Raw genomic sequence first — 19,783 nt, forward strand, 5'->3', positions numbered from 1 at the left:
CACCCCTAAACAGAAAAGATCTGAGGAGAACCGTGGCCGAGACCACCGTTGAGCAGCCGGTCGAAGAGACCGAGACCGAGCTCGTCGACATTGAGAGCTACACCACCGAGTCCGAGGTCCCCGTCGAGGGTGAGTACACCTCGGAGTCCCTCGCCGGCCGCTTCGGCGACCCGCAGCCGGCCGCCGGCCTGGGCCGTCGCAAGAACGCCATCGCCCGCGTCCGGATCGTCCCGGGCACCGGCAAGTGGAAGATCAACGGTCGCACCCTTGAGGACTACTTCCCCAACAAGGTGCACCAGCAGGAAGTCAACGAGCCCTTCAAGGTGCTCGAGCTCGAGGGCCGCTACGACGTCATCGCCCGCATCGCGGGTGGCGGTGTCTCCGGCCAGGCCGGCGCCCTGCGCCTCGGCGTGGCCCGCGCGCTGAACGAGGCCGACGTGGACAACAACCGCGGCGCCCTCAAGAAGGCCGGCTTCCTCCGCCGCGACGACCGTGCGGTCGAGCGCAAGAAGGCCGGTCTCAAGAAGGCCCGCAAGGCCCCGCAGTACAGCAAGCGTTAAGCTTCGCTGCCTGCAGCTCGTACTCGCACGTCAGCAGTACGTCCGAACGCCCCGGCGGCACGCCACAGTGCCGCCGGGGCGTTCGTTTATCACAGCCTTAGGCGTATAACGGCACAAGACGGTCTAAGGCTTGTGCGATCGGATGATCTCCGAGTAGCAGCGCTCTTTCAGGAGGACAAGTGGGACGACTCTTCGGCACGGACGGCGTGCGCGGCGTCGCCAACGCGGACCTGACGGCCGAGATGGCCCTGGGTCTGTCGGTAGCGGCGGCCCACGTACTGGCCGAGGCGGGTACCTTCGAGGGCCACCGGGCGACGGCGGTGGTCGGACGGGATCCGCGCGCGTCCGGGGAGTTCCTGGAGGCCGCCGTGGTCGCGGGCCTCGCGAGCGCGGGTGTCGACGTCCTGCGGGTCGGCGTCCTGCCGACACCGGCCGTGGCATATCTCACGGGCGCCCTCGGTGCCGACCTCGGCGTCATGCTGTCCGCCAGCCACAACGCCATGCCCGACAACGGCATCAAGTTCCTCGCCCGCGGCGGGCACAAGCTCGACGACGAGCTGGAGGAGCGGATCGAGTCGGTCTACGAGTCCCACCGGCACGGCGAGCCCTGGGACCGGCCGACGGGCTCGGGCGTGGGGCGCGTCCGTGAGTACCTGGAGGGCTTCGACCAGTACGTCGCCCATCTCATCGGCGTCCTCCCGAACCGGCTCGAAGGCCTGAAGATCGTCCTCGACGAGGCACACGGTGCCGCCGCGCGGGTCTCGCCGGAGGCGTTCACGCGGGCCGGGGCCGAAGTGATCACGATCGGTGCGTCGCCGGACGGGCTCAACATCAACGACGGGTGCGGCTCGACCCACCTTGGCCTGCTCAAGGCCGCCGTCGTGGAGCACGGGGCCGACTTCGGCATCGCGCACGACGGGGACGCCGACCGCTGCCTCGCCGTGGACCACACCGGTGACGAGGTGGACGGCGACCAGATCATGGCCGTCATCGCGCTGGCGATGCGGGAACGCTCCGCGCTTCGGGCCGACACCGTGGTCGCGACCGTCATGTCGAACCTCGGGTTCAAGCTGGCGATGGAGCGGGAGGGGATCAGCCTCATCCAGACTGCGGTGGGTGACCGGTATGTGCTGGAGGCGATGAAGGAGCACGGGTACGCGCTCGGTGGCGAGCAGTCCGGGCACGTCATCATTCTCGATCACGCCACGACCGGTGACGGGACGCTGACGGGGCTCATGCTCGCGGCTCGGGTCGCGGCCACCGGGCGGTCGTTGCGGGAGCTCGCGTCGGTGATGGAGCGGCTGCCCCAGGTGCTCATCAATGTGCCGGATGTGGATCGGGCGCGGGTGGGGACCTCGGGTGAGCTGGCTGCGGCGGTTGCCGAGGCGGAGCGGGAACTCGGGGCCACCGGGCGGGTGTTGTTGCGGCCGTCGGGTACCGAGCCGTTGGTTCGGGTGATGGTCGAGGCCGCGGATATCGATCAGGCTCGGTCTGTGGCCGGGAGGTTGGCCGATGCGGTGAAGTCGGCGCTGGGGTAAGTGCCGGGTTCGGGGTGGGGGGTTCTGTGCGTGGCGGGCTTTCGCGTTCGTCGTGGCTGGTCGCGCCCACGCGGCGAGCCGCAAATCGGACAGAGCCCCGCGCCCCTAAGGACGTTGCCCCTCAGGGCGTTTCCAGAGCCACTTCTGGAACAGCAGGGTGAGGGTGCCTGCCAGGACGATGCCCAGCAGGTTCAGCAGGAGCTGCTCCGTTGAACCCCAGGCCTGCTTGTACTCGTTGAAGCTGAAGGCGACGGCGGCGTTCGCGGCCGCCGGGACCGTGGTCACCGAGATCGCGACGCCGACCAGAGCGCCGGACTTGGCCGAGGTCAAAGACAGGGTGCCCGCGCAGCCGGCGAGGACGGCCACGACGAAGGAGAACCAGTCGGGCCGGTAGATGAAGTTGGTGTTGGGGCGCGTGGCATCCAACTGCTCGGCGCTGAAGAGGTCCACCGAGTCCATGAAGTAGCTGAAGCCGACCGTCACCACCATGGCCACCGCGAAGCCCACCAGCAGCGCGATCAGTGAGCGCAGGGCCAGCTTGGGGTGGCGTTGGACGATCGCCGTGCTGAACGCGGCCAATGGGCCGAACTCCGGGCCCACCGCCATCGCGCCCACGATCAGGATCGCGTTGTCGAGGACCACACCGCAGGCCGCGATCATCGTTGCCAGCGTGATGAAGGCGACGTAGGTGATCGAGAGCGTCGACTCCTCGTGGGTCGCGTCCGTCAGGTGCTCCCACAGGACCGCGTCCGCGCCCTCGCCCGGGGCGTCGTCCTCGGCCTTGTCGGCTCGCTCGGAGAGCGACAGGTCGATGTTCTCGACGGCGATGGAGCCGGTCTTGTCGAGGTCCAACCGGCGTAGTGCGCCGATGAGTTCGTCGCCGGCCTCGCGGGCGACATCGCACATCACGACGTCCCCGGAGGGGTTTCGGGCGGCGCCCGGCAGCACGACCAGGTGCGTGGTGCCGACTGTCTTCTCGACCAGCCGGACCACGTCGTCGGTCTTCTCGGCCGGGGTGATCAGGCGCAGATGCAGCATGACGCCTTTTTAACAGTCCACAGGCCCGGCCGGGGAGTTCACAGCTTGCGCAGGCGCAGGCGTTGGACCTTGTGGTCGGGGCCCTTGCGGACGACGAGGGTGGCGCGGCCGCGGGTGGGGGCGATGTTCTCGATCAGATTGGGCTTGTTGATGGTGCGCCACTGGGTGCGGGCGTAGTCGAGGGCCTCCTCCTCCGACACCTGCGTCCACTTGCGGAAGTAGGAGTCGGAGTTCTGGAAGGCCGTCTGGCGCAGCTTCTTGAAGCGGTTGAGGTACCAGCGCTCGACGTCCTCGGGGCCGGCGTCGATGTACACACTGAAGTCGAAGTAGTCGGCGAGACCGACGCGGGTGCGGCCGTCCTTGCCGGGGAGGGCGGGCTGCAGGACGTTGAGGCCCTCGACGATCAGGATGTCCGGGCGGCGCACGACGAGCTTCTCGCCGGGGACGATGTCGTAGATGAGGTGGGAGTAGACGGGGGCCGTCACCTCGTCCTTGCCCGCCTTGATGTCGGCGACGAAACGGGTCAGCGCCCGTCGGTCGTACGACTCGGGGAAACCCTTTCTCGACATCAGACCGCGGGCCTGCAGCTCCTTGGTCGGCAGCAGGAAGCCGTCCGTCGTCACGCGCTCGACGCGCGGGTGCTCGGGCCAGCGGGAGAGCAGGGCCTGCAGGAGTCGGGCGACCGTGGACTTGCCGCCGGCCACCGAGCCCGCGACCCCTATGACGAAGGGGGTGCCGGACTGGGCGCCCTGTTCGCCGAGGAAGGTGTTCAGCGCCCCTCTGAGGCCGTCCGTGGCACCGATGTAGAGGTTGAGGAGCCGTGACAGCGGCAGATAGATGTCGCGCACCTCGTCGAGGTCGATGACATCGCCCAGACCGCGCAGCTTCTCGACCTCCTCGGCGGTGAGCGGCAGCGGCGTCTTGTGGCGCAGCGCGCTCCACTCGGCACGGGTGAGGTCGACGTAGGGAGTCGCCTCCGGCTTGTGCCGGTGGGCGCTCCGGGGAATCGAGGAGACCGGAGAGATCACAGTCCATTGTTAACGGAGTTTGAACGTGATGGCGGGTGGGGTCCGTCACGCGGTGGTCCCCCGGAGAGCGGGAGGGGGCTCGTACGGGGGTGAGGATTTCCGATTTCGGGCAGGCGGAGGCCGGTTCGGGCACTGTTCGGGCGGGGTTTCGCCTTTAGGCTGCGGCGCATGTGCGGAATCGTGGGTTACGTGGGGTCGCAGTCGGCACTCGAAGTCGTGATGGCCGGACTGAAGCGGCTGGAGTACCGGGGGTACGACTCGGCGGGCGTCGCCGTGCTGGCGGACGGGGGGCTGGCGGCCGCCAAGAAGGCCGGCAAGCTCGTCAACCTGGAGAAGGAACTGGTGGACCGGCCCCTGCCCACGGGCGGGACGGGCATCGGCCACACCCGGTGGGCCACACACGGCGGCCCGACGGACGCGAACGCGCATCCCCATCTGGACAACGCGGGCCGGGTCTCGGTCGTCCACAACGGGATCATCGAGAACTTCGCCGCGCTGCGGACCGAGCTGGCGGAGCGCGGGCATGTGCTGTCCTCCGAGACGGACACGGAGGTCGTCGCGCATCTGCTGGCGGAGGAGTTCTCCGTGACGGGGGACCTCGCGGAGGCGATGCGGCTGGTGTGCCGGCGGCTGGACGGCGCGTTCACGCTGGTCGCGGTGCACGCGGACGAGCCGGACGTGGTGGTGGGGGCGCGGCGGAACTCGCCGCTGGTCGTGGGCTTGGGGGAGGGGGAGGCGTTCCTGGCCTCCGATGTCGCCGCGTTCATCGCCCACACGCGGTCGGCGGTCGAGCTGGGCCAGGACCAGGTGGTGGAGCTGCGCCGGGACGGGGTGACGGTGACGGGCTTCGACGGCCGTCCGGCGGAGGTCAGGTCGTACCACGTGGACTGGGACGCGTCCGCCGCGGAGAAGGGCGGCTACGACTACTTCATGCTCAAGGAGATCGCCGAGCAGCCGAAGGCGGTCGCGGACACCCTGCTGGGCCGCATCGACGCGGCCGGTTCCCTCACGCTGGACGAGGTGCGGATCAGCGCGTCCGAGCTGCGCGAGGTGGACAAGGTGGTGATCGTGGCGTGCGGTACGGCCTTCCACGCGGGGCTGATCGCCAAGTACGCCATCGAGCACTGGACCCGGATCCCCTGCGAGGTGGAGCTGGCGAGCGAGTTCCGGTACCGGGACCCGATCCTGGGGGCGCGGTCCCTGGTGATCGCCATCTCGCAGTCCGGGGAGACCATGGACACGCTGATGGCGCTGCGGCATGCGCGGGAGCAGGGCTCGAAGGTGCTGGCGATCTGCAACACCAACGGTTCCACGATCCCTCGTGAGTCGGACGCGGTGCTGTACACGCACGCGGGGCCGGAGGTGGCGGTCGCGTCGACGAAGGCGTTCCTGACGCAGCTGGTGGCCTGCTATCTGGTGGCCCTGTACCTGGGCCAGGTGCGGGGCACCAAGTGGGGCGACGAGATCTCCGCCGTCATCCGGGACCTGTCGCAGATCTCCGGCGAGGTGGAGCGGGTGCTGGAGACCATGGAGCCGGTACGCGCGCTGGCCAGGTCGCTGGCCTCGAAGGACACGGTCCTCTTCCTCGGGCGGCACGTCGGGTACCCGGTGGCGCTGGAGGGGGCGTTGAAGCTGAAGGAACTCGCGTACATGCACGCCGAGGGCTTCGCGGCGGGCGAGCTGAAGCACGGGCCGATCGCGCTGATCGAGGAGGACCTGCCCGTGGTGGTGGTCGTGCCGTCGCCGCGAGGCCGGTCCGTGCTGCACGACAAGATCGTGTCCAACATCCAGGAGATCAGGGCCCGGGGGGCGCGGACGATCGTGATCGCCGAGGAGGGGGACGAGGCGGTGGTCCCGTACGCGGACCATCTGATCCGCATCCCGGCCACGCCTACGTTGCTGCAGCCGCTGGTGGCGACCGTGCCGCTGCAGGTCTTCGCGTGCGAGCTGGCCACGGCTCGGGGCAACGAGGTGGACCAGCCCCGGAACCTGGCCAAGTCGGTGACGGTGGAGTAGGGGTGAGGGACCCCCCCCGTAAGGTGCTGCGCATGAGCATCATCGGTGTCGGGATCGACGTGGCGGAGATCGAGCGGTTCGCGGCGTCGTTGGAGCGCACGCCCGGGATGGCGCGGCGGCTGTTTCTCGACAGTGAGCTGTGGTTGCCCAGCGGGGAGCGGCGGGGGGTTGCCTCGCTCGCCGCCCGGTTCGCCGCCAAGGAGGCTCTGGCCAAGGCGCTCGGGGCGCCTGCCGGGCTGCACTGGACCGATGCCGAGGTGTATGTCGAGGACAGTGGGCAGCCGAGGCTGCGGGTCACCGGGACGGTGGCGGCGCGGGCCGCGCAGCTCGGGGTGCGGTCCTGGCATGTGTCGCTCAGCCATGACGCGGGGGTGGCCTCCGCCGTGGTGGTGGCGGAGGGATAGGCGGAGCCCACCCGCCGAGTCGGACCGCGGCTAGCAGATGGTCTGCGTGGTGTTGACGCGTGTGATGTTGCGGAACGTCGTGTTCGTGCCGCAGGGGCTCTCACGGATCGACGAGTTGGTCACCGTGAGGTTCTGGACGGTGATGTTGTCGTTGTTGGGGAACTCCGAGCGGGCCGCGAGGCGCAGTTCGCCGCCGCCGGTGATGGTGCCGCTCTGGGCGGCGAGGCTGACGTTGTAGCAGTTCTCGATCAGGACCGAGTTGTTGCCGGTGTTCGTGAGCGTGACCCTGTCGATGACCGCCCCGCCGCTCTCCGAGACGCAGAAGACGCCCCTGCCGCCGCCCCGCGCGATCACCTCGCCGACGCGGATGTTGGTGGGGTACGAGCTCCCCACCCGGCCGTTGCGGTTGGCCATGCGGAAGACGGCGTAGCCCGTGCCGGTGCCGGCGTTCTCCGCGTCGACTTTGGTCACCGTCGCGTTGATCGTCTGGTTGAGGAGAAGACCGGACTCGCCGACGTTGCGCGCGGTCACCGTGCCGATGGTCAGGCCGTCCACGCCGTAGGTCTCCACCGCGTGGCTCGACGCGCCGGACACGTACGCGTTGTCGATGCGGACGTTCCGCGTCCATTGCGAGGTGTCGCCGCGGTTGTCGATGCGTACGCCCAGGCCCGCCGACAGGCGCATGTCGAGCTGGCCGAGGGTCGCGTTCTGGACGTTGCGCAGGAAGACGCCGTAGAGCGGGCTGCCGGTGAGGTTCAGATGCTGGACCTCGATGTCGCGGGTGCCGCGGGAGTAGACGGGGGCCTGGTCGCCGCTGCCCGTGCCGGTGACGTTGATGGTGCCGCAGACGTCGAGGGTCGTGTAGCTGGGGAGGGAGATGCGGGAGCCGGCCGACATCGAGCCCGAGCCGCGGACGACGACCCGTTCCTTCGCCGTGCGGCCCGACGTCAGGCTGTTGACCGCGGCCTGGGCCGCGGCGCGGAGGTCCGTGCCGGTGTAGACCGTCGTGCTGCCGCGGCGGGCCGTCCAGGTGCTGCCGTTCAGTACGGCTTCGGCCTGGTAGGAGCCCTCGCCGCAGGCTGCGGCGGCGGCCTGGGGAACGGTGGTGGCAGTGATGCCCGCGGTCATGAGGGCGGCGGCTGCGGTGCCGGCGATCAGTGCGGCTCTGCGTCGCATGGGGGTCCGTCCTGTTTGTCGAACCAATTCGACTGAATCGATTCATGCTGGGGGGAGGGGGAGTTTGGCAAAGGCGCGGTAAAGCGTCAATGGCTGCGGCGAGGTTCGTCACGCTCGGGGGAGACTCGGACCCATGCGTACTGCGTACAGCGTGGAGACGGTCAGGGCGGCCGAGCGGGAGCTCATGGCACGGCTGCCGGAGGGAGCGTTGATGCAGCGGGCGGCCGCCGGGCTCGCCGCCGCCTGCGCGGACCTGCTGGGGCGGGTGTACGGCAGCCGGGTCGTGCTGCTGGTGGGCAGCGGTGACAACGGCGGGGACGCCCTGTACGCCGGGGCCCGGCTCGCGCGGCGGGGCGCCGGTGTCACCGCGGTGCTGCTCGCGCCGGAGCGGGCCCATGCCGCGGGGCTCACGGCGTTGCGGCGGGCGGGGGGCGCGGTGGTGGGCGTGGAGGGAGCAGAGGACCTGGTCCCGCGGGCCGACCTCGTCCTCGACGGCATCGTAGGGATCGGCGGGAAGGGCGGACTGCGGCCGGACGCGGCCCGGCTCGCCTCGGTGGTCGGGGCGTCGCGCGCCGCTGTCGTAGCCGTCGACCTGCCCAGCGGTGTCGACGCCGACACGGGGGAGGTGCGCGGGGCCGCGATGCGCGCCGACCTCACCGTCACCTTCGGCACGCACAAGCCGGGGCTGCTGGTGGACCCGGCCCGGGAGTACGCCGGGTCCGTGCGGCTCGTGGACATCGGGCTGTCGCTGCCCCTCGAGGCGGAGCTGGAGGCGTTGCAGCACGCGGATGTGGCCCGGCTGTTGCCGGTGCCGACGGGGGAGAGCGACAAGTACCGGCGAGGGGTCGTGGGGATCGCCGCCGGCTCCGCCCGGTATCCGGGCGCGGCCGTGCTCGCCGTGGCGGGCGCGTTGCGGGGCGGTGCGGGGGCGGTGCGGTACGTCGGACCCGCCGGCGACGCCGTCATCGCCCGCTTTCCCGAGACGCTGGTGTCGGACCAGGGGCCGAAGCGGGCGGGGCGGGTGCAGGCGTGGGTCGTCGGGCCCGGGGCCGGGGACGACGCCGCGAGTGTGGCGGAGGTGCTGGCCGCGGATGTGCCGGTGCTGGTCGACGCGGACGGGCTGCGGCTGGCGGACGTCGGTGCCGTGCGGGCGCGTCGCGCGCCGACGCTGATGACGCCGCATGCCGGGGAGGCGGCGGCGTTGCTGGGGGTGACGCGGGAGTCGGTCGAGGAGGCCCGGCTGGAGTCCGTACGGGAGCTGGCGGGGCGGTACGGGGCGACGGTGCTGCTCAAGGGGTCGACGACGTTGGTCGCGGACTCCGGGGGCGGGGCGGTGCGGGTGAACCCGACGGGGACCGCGTGGCTGGCCACGGCGGGCAGTGGGGACGTGCTGTCGGGCCTGGCGGGATCGTTGCTCGCGGCCGGGCTCTCCGCGGTGGACGCGGGGAGTGCGGCGGCGTATCTGCACGGGCTCGCGGGGCGGTTCGCGGCCGAGGGGGCGCCGGTGGGAGCGCATGACGTGGCGGACGGGATCCGGGGGGCCTGGAGGGATGTGCGGGCCGGGTAGCCGGGGCTGCGTACGTACGAGTGACCTCCCCGCGTGGTACTCCCTGTCCTCGCGGGGCCCACGTTTCTCTGATCGCATGATCAGCAGACGTATCGCCCGCCGGAGTGTCGCGGCGTTCCTCGTGGCCGCCACCGTGCTGCCCGCCGGAACCGCCTACGCCGCGCCCCCGCCCCCCGCCCCCGGCTCCGAGGCCGAACTCGTCCCAGGCGAGTACCAGCCCTGGCAGATCGACAGCCCCGACCAGGCCCTCGCGCCGCAGGTGTACGTGCCCAGCGCCCAGGAGGACGCCGTCGAGCCGGCGCAGGCCGCTCCGGGGGCGTACGACCTGGTCGAGTACGTGCCGCTCGCCGACGCCGTCGCCCGGGTCTCGTGCACCAAGTCACGCGGGCCCTATCAGCGGCAGGTCGAGCGGTGGCTGAAGCTGAAGGTGGACGGGAAGCAGTCGAAGGCCGACTGCAAGGCCATCCGGGCTTTCCAGGTCAAGCAGAAGATCAAGCCCGCCATCGGGTTCGCGGGGCCGATCACCTGGTCCCGGATGCGGTACCTGTCCGCGAAGAAGAACCCCAATGCCGCCAAGAAGTGTCCGGTCCGCACGTACCGCGTCGCCTGCGTCGATCTCGACCGGCAGATCACCTGGGTGCAGAAGGGGAAGAAGGTTGTCTTCGGGCCGGTGCCCATGCGGAGCGGACGGGCCGGGTACAAGACCCGCACGGGCTGGTTCAAGGTCTACTGGAAGCACAAGAACCATGTGTCCACGCTCTACCACCAACCCATGCCCTACGCGCAGTTCTTCAGCGGCGGACAGGCCTTCCACGCCGTCTACGGCAGCATCTTCACCACCGTCGGCTCCATGGGCTGCGTCAATCTGCGGATCGGGGACGCCCGCAAGCTGTGGGGTGTGCTGAAGAAGGGCGACCGCGTCTATGCCTGGGGGCGGCGACCCGGAGCGTAGGCGTCCGCGGGGACTGTCGGACCCCTCTGAGAGACTGGGGGCGCCATGAGTGAGACACCTGCCCCGCGGAGCACGCCGCTGCGTGCCCGCGCCGAGATCGATCTGGCCGCCCTGCGGGCCAATGTGCGGACCCTGCGCGCCCTCGCGCCGGGCGCGGCCCTGATGGCCGTGGTCAAGTCCGACGCGTACGGCCACGGGGCGGTGCCCTGTGCCCGCGCGGCCGTCGAGGCGGGGGCGACCTGGCTGGGCACGGCGACCCCCGAGGAGGCCCTCGAGCTGCGGCACAAGGGCCTGCGCGACGTCCGCATCATGTGCTGGCTCTGGACTCCGGGCGGACCCTGGCGGGAGGCCGTCGAGGCCGATCTCGACGTCTCCGTCAGCGGGATGTGGGCCCTTGAGGAGGTCGTCGCGGCGGCCCGGGAGGCCGGTGTCCCCGCGCGCGTGCAGCTCAAGGCCGACACCGGCCTGGGGCGGAACGGATGCCAGCCGGGGGACGACTGGGCCGAGTTGGTCGCCCACGCCCTGCGGGCCGAGGAAGAAGGCCTCCTGCGCATCACCGGACTCTGGTCGCACTTCGCCTGCGCCGACGAACCCGGACATCCTTCCATCGCCGCCCAGCTCACCCTGTTCCGCGAGATGGTGTCGTACGCCGAACAGGCCGGGGTCCGGCCCGAGGTGCGGCACATCGCCAACTCGCCGGCCACGCTCACGCTTCCCGAGACACACTTCGACCTCGTGCGGACCGGCGTCGCCGTCTACGGCATCTCGCCGAGCCCCGAGCTCGGCAGCCCGGCCGACTTCGGGCTGCGCCCGGTGATGACGCTGAGCGCGTCGGTGGCGCTGGTCAAGCGGGTCCCGGGCGGGCACGGCGTCAGCTACGGACATCACTACGTCACCCCCGGCGAGACCACCCTCGGCCTGGTGCCCGTCGGCTACGCGGACGGCGTCCCGCGCCATGCCTCCGGCACCGGACCCGTCCTGGTCGGCGGCAAGTGGCGGACCGTCGCGGGACGGATCGCCATGGACCAGTTCGTCGTCGACCTCGGCGGCGACGAGCCCGAGACCGGCTCGGAGGCGATCCTCTTCGGGCCCGGCGACCGCGGTGAGCCCACCGCCGAGGACTGGGCACAGGCGGCCGGGACCATCGCGTACGAAATCGTCACCCGGATCGGAAGCCGCGTTCCCCGCGTCTATGTGAATGAGGGACAACCGGGGTAACCGATCCAGCAGCAAGTGGTGGTCCAGCAGTCCGGCGAAGAGGAGCGGTACGTGAGCGAGAGCAGCGCGGAGGCTGTCGTAGCCGTGGTCTCCGCCACGGGGGCGGCCGGGAACTGGCGCAGGGCGACCGGGATCGCGGGTGCCGCGATAGGCGTGGTCGCGGCGGGAGCGGCGGCCGGTGTCGCCCTCGAGCGGATGACCGTCGGACGCGGCATGCGGAAGAAGGCGCGGCTCGCGCTCGACTCCACCGGGCCCTACGGCTCGCTGCGCGGCATGCCCGGCAAGGCGTACGCCGACGACGGCACCGAGCTGTACTACGAGGTCGACGAGGTGGAGCCGGAGGGCGGGTCCGCCCCGCGCCGGCGCCGGCTCTTCGGACGCAAGGCCCCGCTGCCCGTCACCGTGGTCTTCAGCCACGGCTACTGCCTCAGCCAGGACTCCTGGCACTTCCAGCGGGCCGCACTGCGCGGGGTCGTGCGGACCGTCCACTGGGACCAGCGCAGCCACGGCCGGTCCGGGCGCGGGGTGCAGCAGGTGCAGGACGATGTGCCGGTCAGCATCGACGAGTTGGGGCGCGATCTGAAGGCCGTCATCGACGCCGCCGCGCCCGAGGGGCCGATCGTGCTCGTGGGGCACTCCATGGGCGGGATGACCGTCATGGCGCTCGCCGACGAGTTTCCCGAGCTCATCCGTGAGCGGGTGGTCGCCGTCGCCCTCGTCGGCACGTCGTCGGGGCGGCTCGGCGAGGTCAACTTCGGGCTGCCCGTCGCGGGAGTGAATGCCGTACGACGGATCCTGCCCGGGGTGCTGAAGGCGCTGGGGCAGCGGGCCGAGCTGGTGGAGAAGGGGCGGCAGGCCACCGCCGACCTGTTCACGGGGATCATCAAGCGGTACTCGTTCGCGAGCCGGGACGTGGACCCGGCCGTCGCCCGGTTCGCCGAGCGGATGATCGAGGGGACGCCGATCGACGTGGTCGCCGAGTTCTATCCGGCGTTCACCGAACACGACAAGACCGAGGCGCTCGCCCACTTCATGGACCTTCCGGTGCTCGTGCTGGCCGGGATCGGGGACCTCGTCACGCCCAGCGAGCACAGCGAGGCCATCGCCGGGCTGCTGCCGGAAGCCGAACTGGTGCTCGTGCCGGACGCCGGGCACCTGGTGATGCTGGAACACCCGGAAGTGGTCACCGACCGCATCGCCGACCTCCTCACCCGCGCGGGTGCCGTGCCGGCAGGAGCTACCGTGGGTGGCTATGGAAGCACCAGCAGCACCGCACAACCCGGTTGAGACCGAACTGACCGTCACCTCCCCCGAGCAGATGCGTGAGCTGGGCCTGAAGCTGGCCAAGCTGCTGCGCGCCGGGGATCTCGTGATGCTCAGCGGGGAGCTCGGGGCGGGCAAGACGACGCTGACCCGGGGACTGGGTGAGGGGCTGGGCGTGCGGGGTGCCGTCACGTCCCCGACCTTCGTGATCGCCCGGGTGCACCCGTCCCTCGGTGGCGGTCCGCCGCTCGTCCACGTCGACGCGTACCGCCTGGGCGGCGGGCTCGACGAGATGGAGGACCTCGATCTCGATGTCTCGCTGTCCGACTCGGTGATCGTCGTGGAGTGGGGCGAGGGCAAGGTCGAGGAGCTCACCGACGACCGGCTCCAGGTGCGGATCCACCGTGCCGTCGGGGACACCACCGACGAGGTGCGGCACGTGACGCTGACCGGGCTGGGGGAGCGCTGGGCGGCCGTCGACCTCGGTGTTCTGACCGCCTGAGCCTGCGCGCGCTGCCCGCTTGAGCATCGGTGGATGAATATTCCGACAAGACGTCGGCAAGTTATTGCATTTGCGGTCGTGTGCGTGGTCACATGGTACCCAGTTCGTAGTTAGGTCTACCTAACTACGTCTGCCCCCGGTGCTCAGGAGGCGTCCATGGCGGCCACGGAACGAGACGAGGCGGCGCCGCGTGTGGTGTCCGCGGTGCCCATGCGTGACCTGCTGGCGGCGTGTGCGGCGGCACAGGTGATCTCGACGCCGCCGCGTGTCCCTGACCGGGAAGCGGTACGGCCGCGGGCGGCGGAACAGCGCAAAGCAGCCTGAGGTTCTTCGTTCGTCTGCGGGCCGGTGGGGCTTCTCGCGCAGTTCCCCGCGCCCCTGGCGGCGTTGTACTTCAGCGGATGACGACCACTCGTTGGCCGATCGTCGCGAAGTCCCACATCGCGTTGCCGTCCTCGCGGGACTCGCGGATGCCGCCCGTTTTCGCCGTGGGGTCGTTCTCCGGTGCCGAGCCGTCCACGGCCGCGCTGAAGCCGATCGTGACGCTGTCGACGCTGGTGAAGCGGACGACGTGCTCGACGGGGATGCCGTCGGTGCCGGTGACCGAGTTCGAGCGGGACGTGACGAAGTAGGAGCCCGGGAGCGGGGCGACCGTGCCCGCGGTGACCTTGAAGGTGCGCCGGACCCTGTTGTCCTTGCGGACCAGCCAGACCCGGTCGTCGTCCACCGAGTACACGACCCGTTCACCCTTGCCGGAGCCGGCGGGCAGGGCGGTGGGGTGCCCGGTGTCGCGAGGTGCCTTCGAGGCGGCGGCCGCGGGCTCACCGCTCCGGTGCGAGGTGCCGAGCCCGACCGGGACGCTCGCCGAGGCCTGGTAGGCGAGGACACCCACCGTGATCAGCGCCGCCGTGGTGAGCCCGGTCACAATCCCGGCGCTGGTGCTTGACACGGTCGTCCACCTCGTTGTCGTACGGCGTGATCCTCGGCGACGTTAGCAGTTGGGGGGCCTGCGTCCGGGGCGGCGATACGCGCGGCGCGGGAGCCGTAGGCTGTTTGCGTGCTCTTGCTCGCTCTGGATACCGCCACCCCCGCCGTGACCGTCGCGCTGCACGACGGTACGGACGTCGTCACCTCTTCGAGTCAGGTGGACGCGCGCCGGCACGGCGAGCTGCTGCTGCCGGCCGTCGACCGCGTCCTCGCCGAGGCCGGGCTGAAACTCGACGCCGTCACCGGCATCGTCGTAGGCATCGGGCCCGGCCCCTACACCGGACTGCGCGTCGGACTGATGACCGCCGACACCTTCGGGCTCGCGCTCGGCGTCCCCGTGCACGGTGTGTGCACGCTCGACGGGCTCGCCTACGCCGCCGACATCGACGAGGGCCCCTTCGTCGTGGCGACCGACGCGCGGCGCAAGGAGGTCTACTGGGCGCGCTACGCCGACTCCCGTACGCGGCTGACCGACCCCGCCGTCGACCGGCCCGCCGAGATCGCCGAGCAGGTCGCGGGTCTGCCCGCCGTCGGGGCCGGTGCGCTGCTCTACCCGGACACCTTCCCCGTCGCGCGCGAGCCCGAGCATGTCTCCGCCGCCGCACTCGCCGCACTCGCCGCCGAGAGACTCGCCGCCGGTGAGGAGCTCCCCGCCCCGCGGCCGCTGTATCTGCGCCGGCCCGACGCCCAGGTGCCGAAGAACTACAAGGTGGTCACCCCCAAGTGACCTCCGTGCTGCGCGAGATGCGCTGGTGGGACATCGATCCCGTACTGGTGCTGGAGAAGGACCTCTTTCCCGAGGACGCCTGGTCGCGGGGAATGTTCTGGTCCGAGCTGGCCCACGCGCGCGGCGCTTCGGCGACCCGGCGCTTTGTCGTCGCCGAGGACGGTGGGCGGCTGGTCGGGTACGCCGGGCTCGCCGCGTCCGGTGACCTCGCGGACGTGCAGACCATCGCCGTCGCCCGTGACCACTGGGGCACCGGACTCGGCGGGCGGCTGCTGACCGAACTCCTGCGTGCGGCCACCGCCTTCGAGTGCGCCGAAGTGATGCTGGAGTGCCGGATCGACAACGTGCGCGCGCAGAAGCTGTACGAGCGGTACGGCTTCGAGGCGATCGGCTTCCGGCGCGGCTACTACCAGCCCGGCAACGTCGACGCCCTGGTCATGCGACTGACCACGGAATCCAAGGGCGGCTCCGCCGCGGGTTCCACCTCCGAACAAGGAACCGAGATCAATGACTGACGAACCTCTCGTCCTCGGCATCGAGACCTCCTGCGACGAGACCGGCGTCGGCATCGTCCGCGGTACCACCCTGCTCGCGGACGCGATCGCCTCCAGCGTCGACGAGCACGCCCGTTTCGGCGGGGTCGTGCCCGAGGTCGCCTCGCGTGCGCACCTGGAGGCGATGGTGCCGACCATCGAGCGCGCGCTGAAGGAAGCCGGTGTCACGGCGAAGGACCTGGACGGCATCGCGGTGACCGCCGGTCCCGGTCTGGCGGGCGCGCTGCTGGTCGGCGTATCGGCGGCGAAGGCGTATGCCTACGCGCTCGGCAAGCCGCTCTACGGCGTCAACCACCTCGCCTCCCACATCTGCGTGGACCAGCTGGAGCACGGGGCGCTGCCCGAGCCGACGATGGCGCTGCTGGTGTCCGGGGGCCATTCGTCCCTGCTGTTGTCGAGTGACATCACCTCGGACGTGCGGCCCATGGGCGCGACCATCGACGACGCGGCGGGCGAGGCATTCGACAAGATCGCGCGCGTGCTGAACCTCGGCTTCCCGGGCGGTCCGGTCATCGACCGGTACGCCAAGGAGGGCGACCCGAGCGCGATCGCGTTCCCGCGCGGGCTGACCGGGCCTCGTGACGCGGCGTACGACTTCTCCTTCTCCGGTCTGAAGACCGCGGTGGCCCGCTGGATCGAGGCCAAGCGGGCCGCCGGTGAGGAGGTGCCGGTGCGGGATGTGGCGGCGTCCTTCCAGGAGGCGGTCGTGGACGTGCTGACCCGCAAGGCCGTCCGTGCCTGCAAGGACGAGGGCGTCGACCATCTGATGATCGGGGGCGGTGTCGCCGCCAACTCCCGGCTGCGGGTGCTGGCCCAGGAGCGGTGCGAGGCGGCCGGGATCCGGCTGCGGGTGCCGCGGCCGAAGCTGTGCACGGACAACGGGGCGATGGTGGCCGCGCTGGGCGCGGAGATGGTCGCCCGGAACCGGCCCGCCTCCAGCTGGGACCTGTCGGCGGACTCCTCGCTGCCGGTGACGGATCCGCATGTCCCCGGCCACGACCATGTGCACGAGGTCAGCAAGGAGAACCTCTACTCGTGACGGTCGCGTTGATGTGGGAGGCCCGGGCGGTCGACGGGCGGGGCGAGGAACTGCTCGCCTGGGCGCGGGCGCAGGCGCTGCCCCTCGCGCCGCTGCGGCGGGAGACCTTCCGGGCACCGCAGGACCGGGTGCTCGTCATCACGTGGTGGGACGCGGGACTCGACGCCGAACTGCCGGAACTGCCCGAGCCGGGCGCGGAGTTGGCGAGCCGGGCCGTGCACCGGTGGCGGTTCGAGTCGGTGGGCTCGGAGTAACGGACGTCGGTACGGGCAGGGTCCTATGCCGACGCGGTCCCGGCGGGGGCCTCGCGGCGGGATCCGCCGGGGGAGTACGACAGCTTCCACGGTGCGTCCGTGTCGTATCCCCGCCACAGCACCTTGCCGTTCCTGCGCTCCCACTCGGCGGCCAGCCACGCCTGGCCCAGCCAGGAGAGTGCCGGCCACAGGGGGAGCAGGGCGATCCACGGTTCCCAGCCGACGGCGAGGACGCACGTGGGGACCGACATCACCGTGAAGAGCCACCAGTTGAGGGGGTGGCGGCGCAGGGAGACGACGTCCGCCGGGGCCGTCTCCAGGGGGACCGCGGCTTCGAAGTCCCGTATCTCGCCGACCCACTTGAGCCGGGTCGCGCCGAGCAGCGTGAACACCACCGTGAACGCGATCAGGCCGAGGGCGAACCCTCCCGCCCCGTAGGCCGTCATCGGCGCACCGCGCACGCCGCCCGTCACCGTCAGACTGACGGCGAGAGCGGCCAACGCGGTGTACACGGACCTCAGTTCATGGTGGACGTATCTGTCCATGCTGAGCCTCCCCCAGGCGCGGAGGGTCAGGCCGGTCCCGACACCTCCGTCTCGCAGCGCAGTACACGGTCCGGGCCCAGCACCCGTACCGGCCCCGTGAGGTTCAGCCGGGTCGTGTGCCGTACGTCCGTACTGGACGCCGCCAACCGCAGCTCCAGGATGCCCGGTTCGACGACCCTCCGGAGTGAACGATCTGTGAAGGAGGACAGGTCGGTGTGGAAGCGGAAGGACACCCGGGACGCCTCTCCCGGGGCCAGCTCCACGCGCTGGTAGCCGATCAGGCGGACGTCCGGTCGGGTCACCGAGGCCACCGGGTCGTGCAGGTACAGCTGGACGACCTCGGCGCCCTCGCGGTCACCGGTGTTGCGGACGGTCACGGTCATGTCGTAGGAGCCGTCGGTGCCGATCTCCGTGTCGGCGGCATCGGATTCCCAGGCGAACGACGTGTACGACCTTCCGTGCCCGAACGAGTACAGCGGCGTCGGGTCCAGATTGCTGACTTCGCCCGCGAGACCCAGCGGCGGCTGGAGGTAGGTCCAGGGCTGGCCGCCCGGCACCTGAGGGACGCTCACCGGGAGGCGGCCCGAGGGGTTGACGCGGCCGGACAGCACTCCCGCGACCGCCGGGCCGCCCTCCTCGCCCGGGAAGAACGCCTGCACCGCGGCGGCGAGGCGCCCGTTCCAGCGGCCGAGCGCGTACGGCCGGCCGGTCAGCAGCACCAGGACGACGGGTACGCCGGTGGCGACCAGGGTGTCCAGCAGTTCGCCCTGTACGCCGGGGAGCCGGAGGTCCGTCACATCGCAGCCCTCGCCCGATGTGCCCCGGCCGAACAGGCCCGCCCGGTCGCCCAGGACCGCCACGCACACGTCCGCCTCGGACGTCCGTGCCACCGCCTCCGCGAAGCCGGACCTGTCGGGGGCCGAGGTGTCGCAGCCCTCCGCGAACGTCACCTTGGCGTCGGGGAGTTCGGTGCGCAGGGCCTCCAGGACGGTCGGGATCTCGATGCCCATCGGGATGTCCGGGTGCTGGGTCAGGACGTGGGACGGGAAGGAGTAGCAGCCGAGCATCGCCAGGGCGTCGGCTGCCCTCGGGCCCACCACCGCGATCCTCGTGTCCGGGGACAGCGGGAGGGCGCCGTCCGGGTTGTCCAGCAGGACCACCGACTCCTCGGCGAGGCGGCGGGCCAGGGCGCGGTTCGCCGTCGAGTCGAGGTCGATCCGGGCGGTCGGCTCGGGGGTCCAGTCCTCGTCCAGGAGGCCCAGCTCGCACTTCTGGACCAGGACCCGGCGGACCGCCCGGTCGATCAGCTCCTCGGGGATCTCGCCCGCCCGCACGGCGTCGAGGAGCGGTTTTCCGTAGCACTTCAGGGTGGGCAGTTCGACGTCGAGGCCGGCCGCGAGCGCCGCGTGGGCGGCCTCCGCCTCCGAGCCGGCGACCCGGTGCTGGCTCTGGAGGAAGCCGATGCCGAAGTAGTCGGCGACGACCGTGCCGGTGAAGCCCCATTCCTCGCGCAGAAGGCCGGTCAGCAGGCCCGGGTCCGCCGAGGCCGGGACGCCGTCCGTCTCGTTGTACGCCGCCATCACCGAGCGCGCCCCGCCCTCGCGCAGCGCCATCTGGAACGGCGGCAGGGTCACGTCCGCGAGCTCCCGGACGCCGGCCCGTACCGGTGCCTGGTTGCGGGCGCCCGCCGAGGACGCGTACCCGGCGAAGTGCTTGAGCGTGGCGACGATCCCGGCCGACTCCAGGCCCCGGACGTAGGCGGCGCCGATCGTGCCGACGAGGTACGGGTCCTCGCCGACGGTCTCCTCGACCCGTCCCCAGCGCGGGTCGCGGACGACGTCCAGGACCGGGGCGAGGCCCTGGTGGACGCCGACCGCGCGCAGGTCCCGGCCGATGTTGCGGGCCATCTCCTCGACGAGCGGCGGGTCGAAGCTCGCGCCCCAGGCGAGCGGGACCGGATAGGCGGTGGCCTGCCAGGCCGTGAAGCCGGCCAGGCACTCCTCGTGGGCGAGCGCCGGGATGCCGAAGCGGCCTGCCGCCGTGATACGGCGCTGGGCGCGGGCCAGTGCCTGCGCGCCCAGCGCCGGGTCCACGGGGGCGGTGCCGAAGGAGCGGGTCAGCTGGCCGAGTCCATGGGAGATCAGCTCGTCCCAGTTGTAGTCGGCGGTCATCTCTCGCTGCAGCGGCGCGACTCCCTCGCCGTCCGCGCTGGCGCCCACCCACACGCCGTAGAGCTGGGCGGTCTTCTCCTGAAGGGTCATCCGGGAGAGAAGGTCGTCGACGCGGGCGGCGGCGGGCAGGGCGCGGTCACGCCAGGGGGCGGTGGTCATGAAACTCCTGTCAGGGTGAAGGCCCTCACGAATGTCCCTAATCGAATGTCCCTAACGAATGTTTCGATATGCATGCCGAATGTTT

Annotated in this window: 20 protein-coding genes; 14 read left to right on the plus strand and 6 right to left on the minus strand. The window is 71.2% G+C overall.

The window, feature by feature from the left end:
• Positions 1–32 precede the first annotated feature (32 nt).
• Complete coding sequence (gene rpsI / locus OHU89_RS30075) at positions 33–560, plus strand: 30S ribosomal protein S9 (RefSeq protein WP_046916490.1); 528 nt, start codon at positions 33–35, stop codon at positions 558–560.
• Between the two features lie 179 nt (positions 561–739).
• Complete coding sequence (glmM, locus tag OHU89_RS30080; protein ID WP_266888942.1) at positions 740–2,098, plus strand: phosphoglucosamine mutase; 1,359 nt, start codon at positions 740–742, stop codon at positions 2,096–2,098.
• Positions 2,099–2,203: 105 nt separating this feature from the next.
• On the opposite strand, the gene OHU89_RS30085 is transcribed toward glmM, so the two are convergent.
• Together OHU89_RS30085 and coaA are read right to left on the minus strand one after the other, a co-directional pair.
• Complete coding sequence (locus tag OHU89_RS30085) at positions 2,204–3,136, minus strand: DUF389 domain-containing protein (protein WP_405647406.1); 933 nt, start codon at positions 3,134–3,136, stop codon at positions 2,204–2,206.
• A gap of 38 nt (positions 3,137–3,174) precedes the next feature.
• Positions 3,175–4,164, minus strand: a complete 990-nt coding sequence (gene coaA, locus OHU89_RS30090; RefSeq protein ID WP_405647408.1) for a type I pantothenate kinase — start codon at positions 4,162–4,164, stop codon at positions 3,175–3,177.
• Positions 4,165–4,332: 168 nt separating this feature from the next.
• Here coaA and glmS point away from each other — a divergent pair, with 168 nt between their 5' ends.
• Together glmS and OHU89_RS30100 are read left to right on the plus strand one after the other, a co-directional pair.
• The gene (gene glmS / locus OHU89_RS30095; protein ID WP_405647410.1) at positions 4,333–6,180 is read left to right on the plus strand and encodes a glutamine--fructose-6-phosphate transaminase (isomerizing); all 1,848 of its coding nucleotides are present in this window, start codon (positions 4,333–4,335) and stop codon (positions 6,178–6,180) included.
• A 32-nt stretch (positions 6,181–6,212) separates the two neighbouring features.
• Positions 6,213–6,584, plus strand: coding sequence for a holo-ACP synthase (locus OHU89_RS30100; RefSeq protein ID WP_307027026.1), 372 nt, complete (start codon positions 6,213–6,215; stop codon positions 6,582–6,584).
• A gap of 30 nt (positions 6,585–6,614) precedes the next feature.
• Here OHU89_RS30100 and OHU89_RS30105 read toward each other — a convergent pair whose 3' ends face one another.
• Complete coding sequence (locus tag OHU89_RS30105; protein WP_405647412.1) at positions 6,615–7,760, minus strand: hypothetical protein; 1,146 nt, start codon at positions 7,758–7,760, stop codon at positions 6,615–6,617.
• Positions 7,761–7,893: 133 nt separating this feature from the next.
• Here OHU89_RS30105 and OHU89_RS30110 point away from each other — a divergent pair, with 133 nt between their 5' ends.
• The 6 genes from OHU89_RS30110 (at position 7,894) to OHU89_RS30135 (ending at position 13,586) form a co-directional block, all read left to right on the plus strand.
• Positions 7,894–9,327 carry an NAD(P)H-hydrate dehydratase gene (locus tag OHU89_RS30110; RefSeq protein ID WP_405647414.1) on the plus strand — a complete coding sequence of 478 codons (1,434 nt, stop codon included), beginning with the start codon at positions 7,894–7,896 and terminating at the stop codon, positions 9,325–9,327.
• A 76-nt stretch (positions 9,328–9,403) separates the two neighbouring features.
• Entirely contained in the window at positions 9,404–10,279 is an 876-nt protein-coding gene (locus OHU89_RS30115) for a L,D-transpeptidase family protein (protein ID WP_405647416.1), read from the plus strand.
• A gap of 45 nt (positions 10,280–10,324) precedes the next feature.
• Positions 10,325–11,497 (plus strand): alanine racemase, encoded by a 1,173-nt coding sequence (alr, locus tag OHU89_RS30120; RefSeq protein ID WP_267015080.1) that lies wholly within the window; start codon positions 10,325–10,327, stop codon positions 11,495–11,497.
• Between the two features lie 51 nt (positions 11,498–11,548).
• Positions 11,549–12,784, plus strand: a complete 1,236-nt coding sequence (locus OHU89_RS30125) for an alpha/beta fold hydrolase (protein WP_405647418.1) — start codon at positions 11,549–11,551, stop codon at positions 12,782–12,784.
• Positions 12,750–13,262 carry a tRNA (adenosine(37)-N6)-threonylcarbamoyltransferase complex ATPase subunit type 1 TsaE gene (gene tsaE / locus OHU89_RS30130; protein ID WP_405647420.1) on the plus strand — a complete coding sequence of 171 codons (513 nt, stop codon included), beginning with the start codon at positions 12,750–12,752 and terminating at the stop codon, positions 13,260–13,262. The genes OHU89_RS30125 and tsaE overlap by 35 nt, the downstream gene beginning before the upstream one ends.
• Positions 13,263–13,418: 156 nt before the next feature.
• On the plus strand, positions 13,419–13,586 hold the full coding sequence (locus tag OHU89_RS30135; RefSeq protein WP_405647422.1) for a hypothetical protein: 168 nt from the start codon (positions 13,419–13,421) through the stop codon (positions 13,584–13,586).
• 70 nt (positions 13,587–13,656) lie between these two features.
• Here OHU89_RS30135 and OHU89_RS30140 read toward each other — a convergent pair whose 3' ends face one another.
• Entirely contained in the window at positions 13,657–14,211 is a 555-nt protein-coding gene (locus OHU89_RS30140; RefSeq protein ID WP_405647425.1) for a hypothetical protein, read from the minus strand.
• 108 nt (positions 14,212–14,319) lie between these two features.
• Here OHU89_RS30140 and tsaB point away from each other — a divergent pair, with 108 nt between their 5' ends.
• The 4 genes from tsaB to OHU89_RS30160 are packed head-to-tail and all read left to right on the plus strand — an operon-like array spanning position 14,320 to position 16,823.
• Positions 14,320–14,976 (plus strand): tRNA (adenosine(37)-N6)-threonylcarbamoyltransferase complex dimerization subunit type 1 TsaB, encoded by a 657-nt coding sequence (gene tsaB, locus OHU89_RS30145; RefSeq protein ID WP_405647427.1) that lies wholly within the window; start codon positions 14,320–14,322, stop codon positions 14,974–14,976.
• Between the two features lie 17 nt (positions 14,977–14,993).
• Positions 14,994–15,491 carry a ribosomal protein S18-alanine N-acetyltransferase gene (gene rimI / locus OHU89_RS30150; RefSeq protein ID WP_405654705.1) on the plus strand — a complete coding sequence of 166 codons (498 nt, stop codon included), beginning with the start codon at positions 14,994–14,996 and terminating at the stop codon, positions 15,489–15,491.
• Positions 15,484–16,569: a tRNA (adenosine(37)-N6)-threonylcarbamoyltransferase complex transferase subunit TsaD gene (gene tsaD / locus OHU89_RS30155; protein ID WP_046261597.1), complete on the plus strand. Its 1,086-nt coding sequence runs from the start codon at positions 15,484–15,486 to the stop codon at positions 16,567–16,569. The genes rimI and tsaD overlap by 8 nt, the downstream gene beginning before the upstream one ends.
• On the plus strand, positions 16,566–16,823 hold the full coding sequence (locus OHU89_RS30160; protein WP_405647429.1) for a hypothetical protein: 258 nt from the start codon (positions 16,566–16,568) through the stop codon (positions 16,821–16,823). Before tsaD ends, OHU89_RS30160 begins: the two co-directional genes overlap by 4 nt.
• Positions 16,824–16,846: 23 nt before the next feature.
• Here the strand turns inward: OHU89_RS30160 and OHU89_RS30165 are convergent, their stop codons facing one another.
• Together OHU89_RS30165 and OHU89_RS30170 are read right to left on the minus strand one after the other, a co-directional pair.
• The gene (locus OHU89_RS30165; protein WP_405647432.1) at positions 16,847–17,368 is read right to left on the minus strand and encodes a hypothetical protein; all 522 of its coding nucleotides are present in this window, start codon (positions 17,366–17,368) and stop codon (positions 16,847–16,849) included.
• Positions 17,369–17,394: 26 nt separating this feature from the next.
• On the minus strand, positions 17,395–19,698 hold the full coding sequence (locus tag OHU89_RS30170; RefSeq protein WP_405647435.1) for a glycoside hydrolase family 3 N-terminal domain-containing protein: 2,304 nt from the start codon (positions 19,696–19,698) through the stop codon (positions 17,395–17,397).
• Positions 19,699–19,783: the final 85 nt, after the last annotated feature.

Source organism: Streptomyces sp. NBC_00019 (genome assembly GCF_045041015.1).
GTDB lineage: Bacteria > Actinomycetota > Actinomycetes > Streptomycetales > Streptomycetaceae > Streptomyces.

What these genes read in the sequence shown, in the direction of transcription:
- OHU89_RS30170 (WP_405647435.1), bottom strand. Translation starts at nt 19,698, where the DNA reads ATGACCACCGCCCCCTGGCGTGACCGCGCCCTGCCCGCCGCCGCCCGC.
- OHU89_RS30105 (WP_405647412.1), bottom strand. Translation starts at nt 7,760, where the DNA reads ATGCGACGCAGAGCCGCACTGATCGCCGGCACCGCAGCCGCCGCCCTC.
- OHU89_RS30115 (WP_405647416.1), top strand. Translation starts at nt 9,404, where the DNA reads ATGATCAGCAGACGTATCGCCCGCCGGAGTGTCGCGGCGTTCCTCGTG.
- rimI (WP_405654705.1), top strand. Translation starts at nt 14,994, where the DNA reads ATGCGCTGGTGGGACATCGATCCCGTACTGGTGCTGGAGAAGGACCTC.
- OHU89_RS30165 (WP_405647432.1), bottom strand. Translation starts at nt 17,368, where the DNA reads ATGGACAGATACGTCCACCATGAACTGAGGTCCGTGTACACCGCGTTG.
- OHU89_RS30085 (WP_405647406.1), bottom strand. Translation starts at nt 3,136, where the DNA reads ATGCTGCATCTGCGCCTGATCACCCCGGCCGAGAAGACCGACGACGTG.
- tsaE (WP_405647420.1), top strand. Translation starts at nt 12,750, where the DNA reads ATGGAAGCACCAGCAGCACCGCACAACCCGGTTGAGACCGAACTGACC.
- OHU89_RS30135 (WP_405647422.1), top strand. Translation starts at nt 13,419, where the DNA reads ATGGCGGCCACGGAACGAGACGAGGCGGCGCCGCGTGTGGTGTCCGCG.
- tsaD (WP_046261597.1), top strand. Translation starts at nt 15,484, where the DNA reads ATGACTGACGAACCTCTCGTCCTCGGCATCGAGACCTCCTGCGACGAG.
- glmS (WP_405647410.1), top strand. Translation starts at nt 4,333, where the DNA reads ATGTGCGGAATCGTGGGTTACGTGGGGTCGCAGTCGGCACTCGAAGTC.
- OHU89_RS30110 (WP_405647414.1), top strand. Translation starts at nt 7,894, where the DNA reads ATGCGTACTGCGTACAGCGTGGAGACGGTCAGGGCGGCCGAGCGGGAG.
- OHU89_RS30100 (WP_307027026.1), top strand. Translation starts at nt 6,213, where the DNA reads ATGAGCATCATCGGTGTCGGGATCGACGTGGCGGAGATCGAGCGGTTC.
- alr (WP_267015080.1), top strand. Translation starts at nt 10,325, where the DNA reads ATGAGTGAGACACCTGCCCCGCGGAGCACGCCGCTGCGTGCCCGCGCC.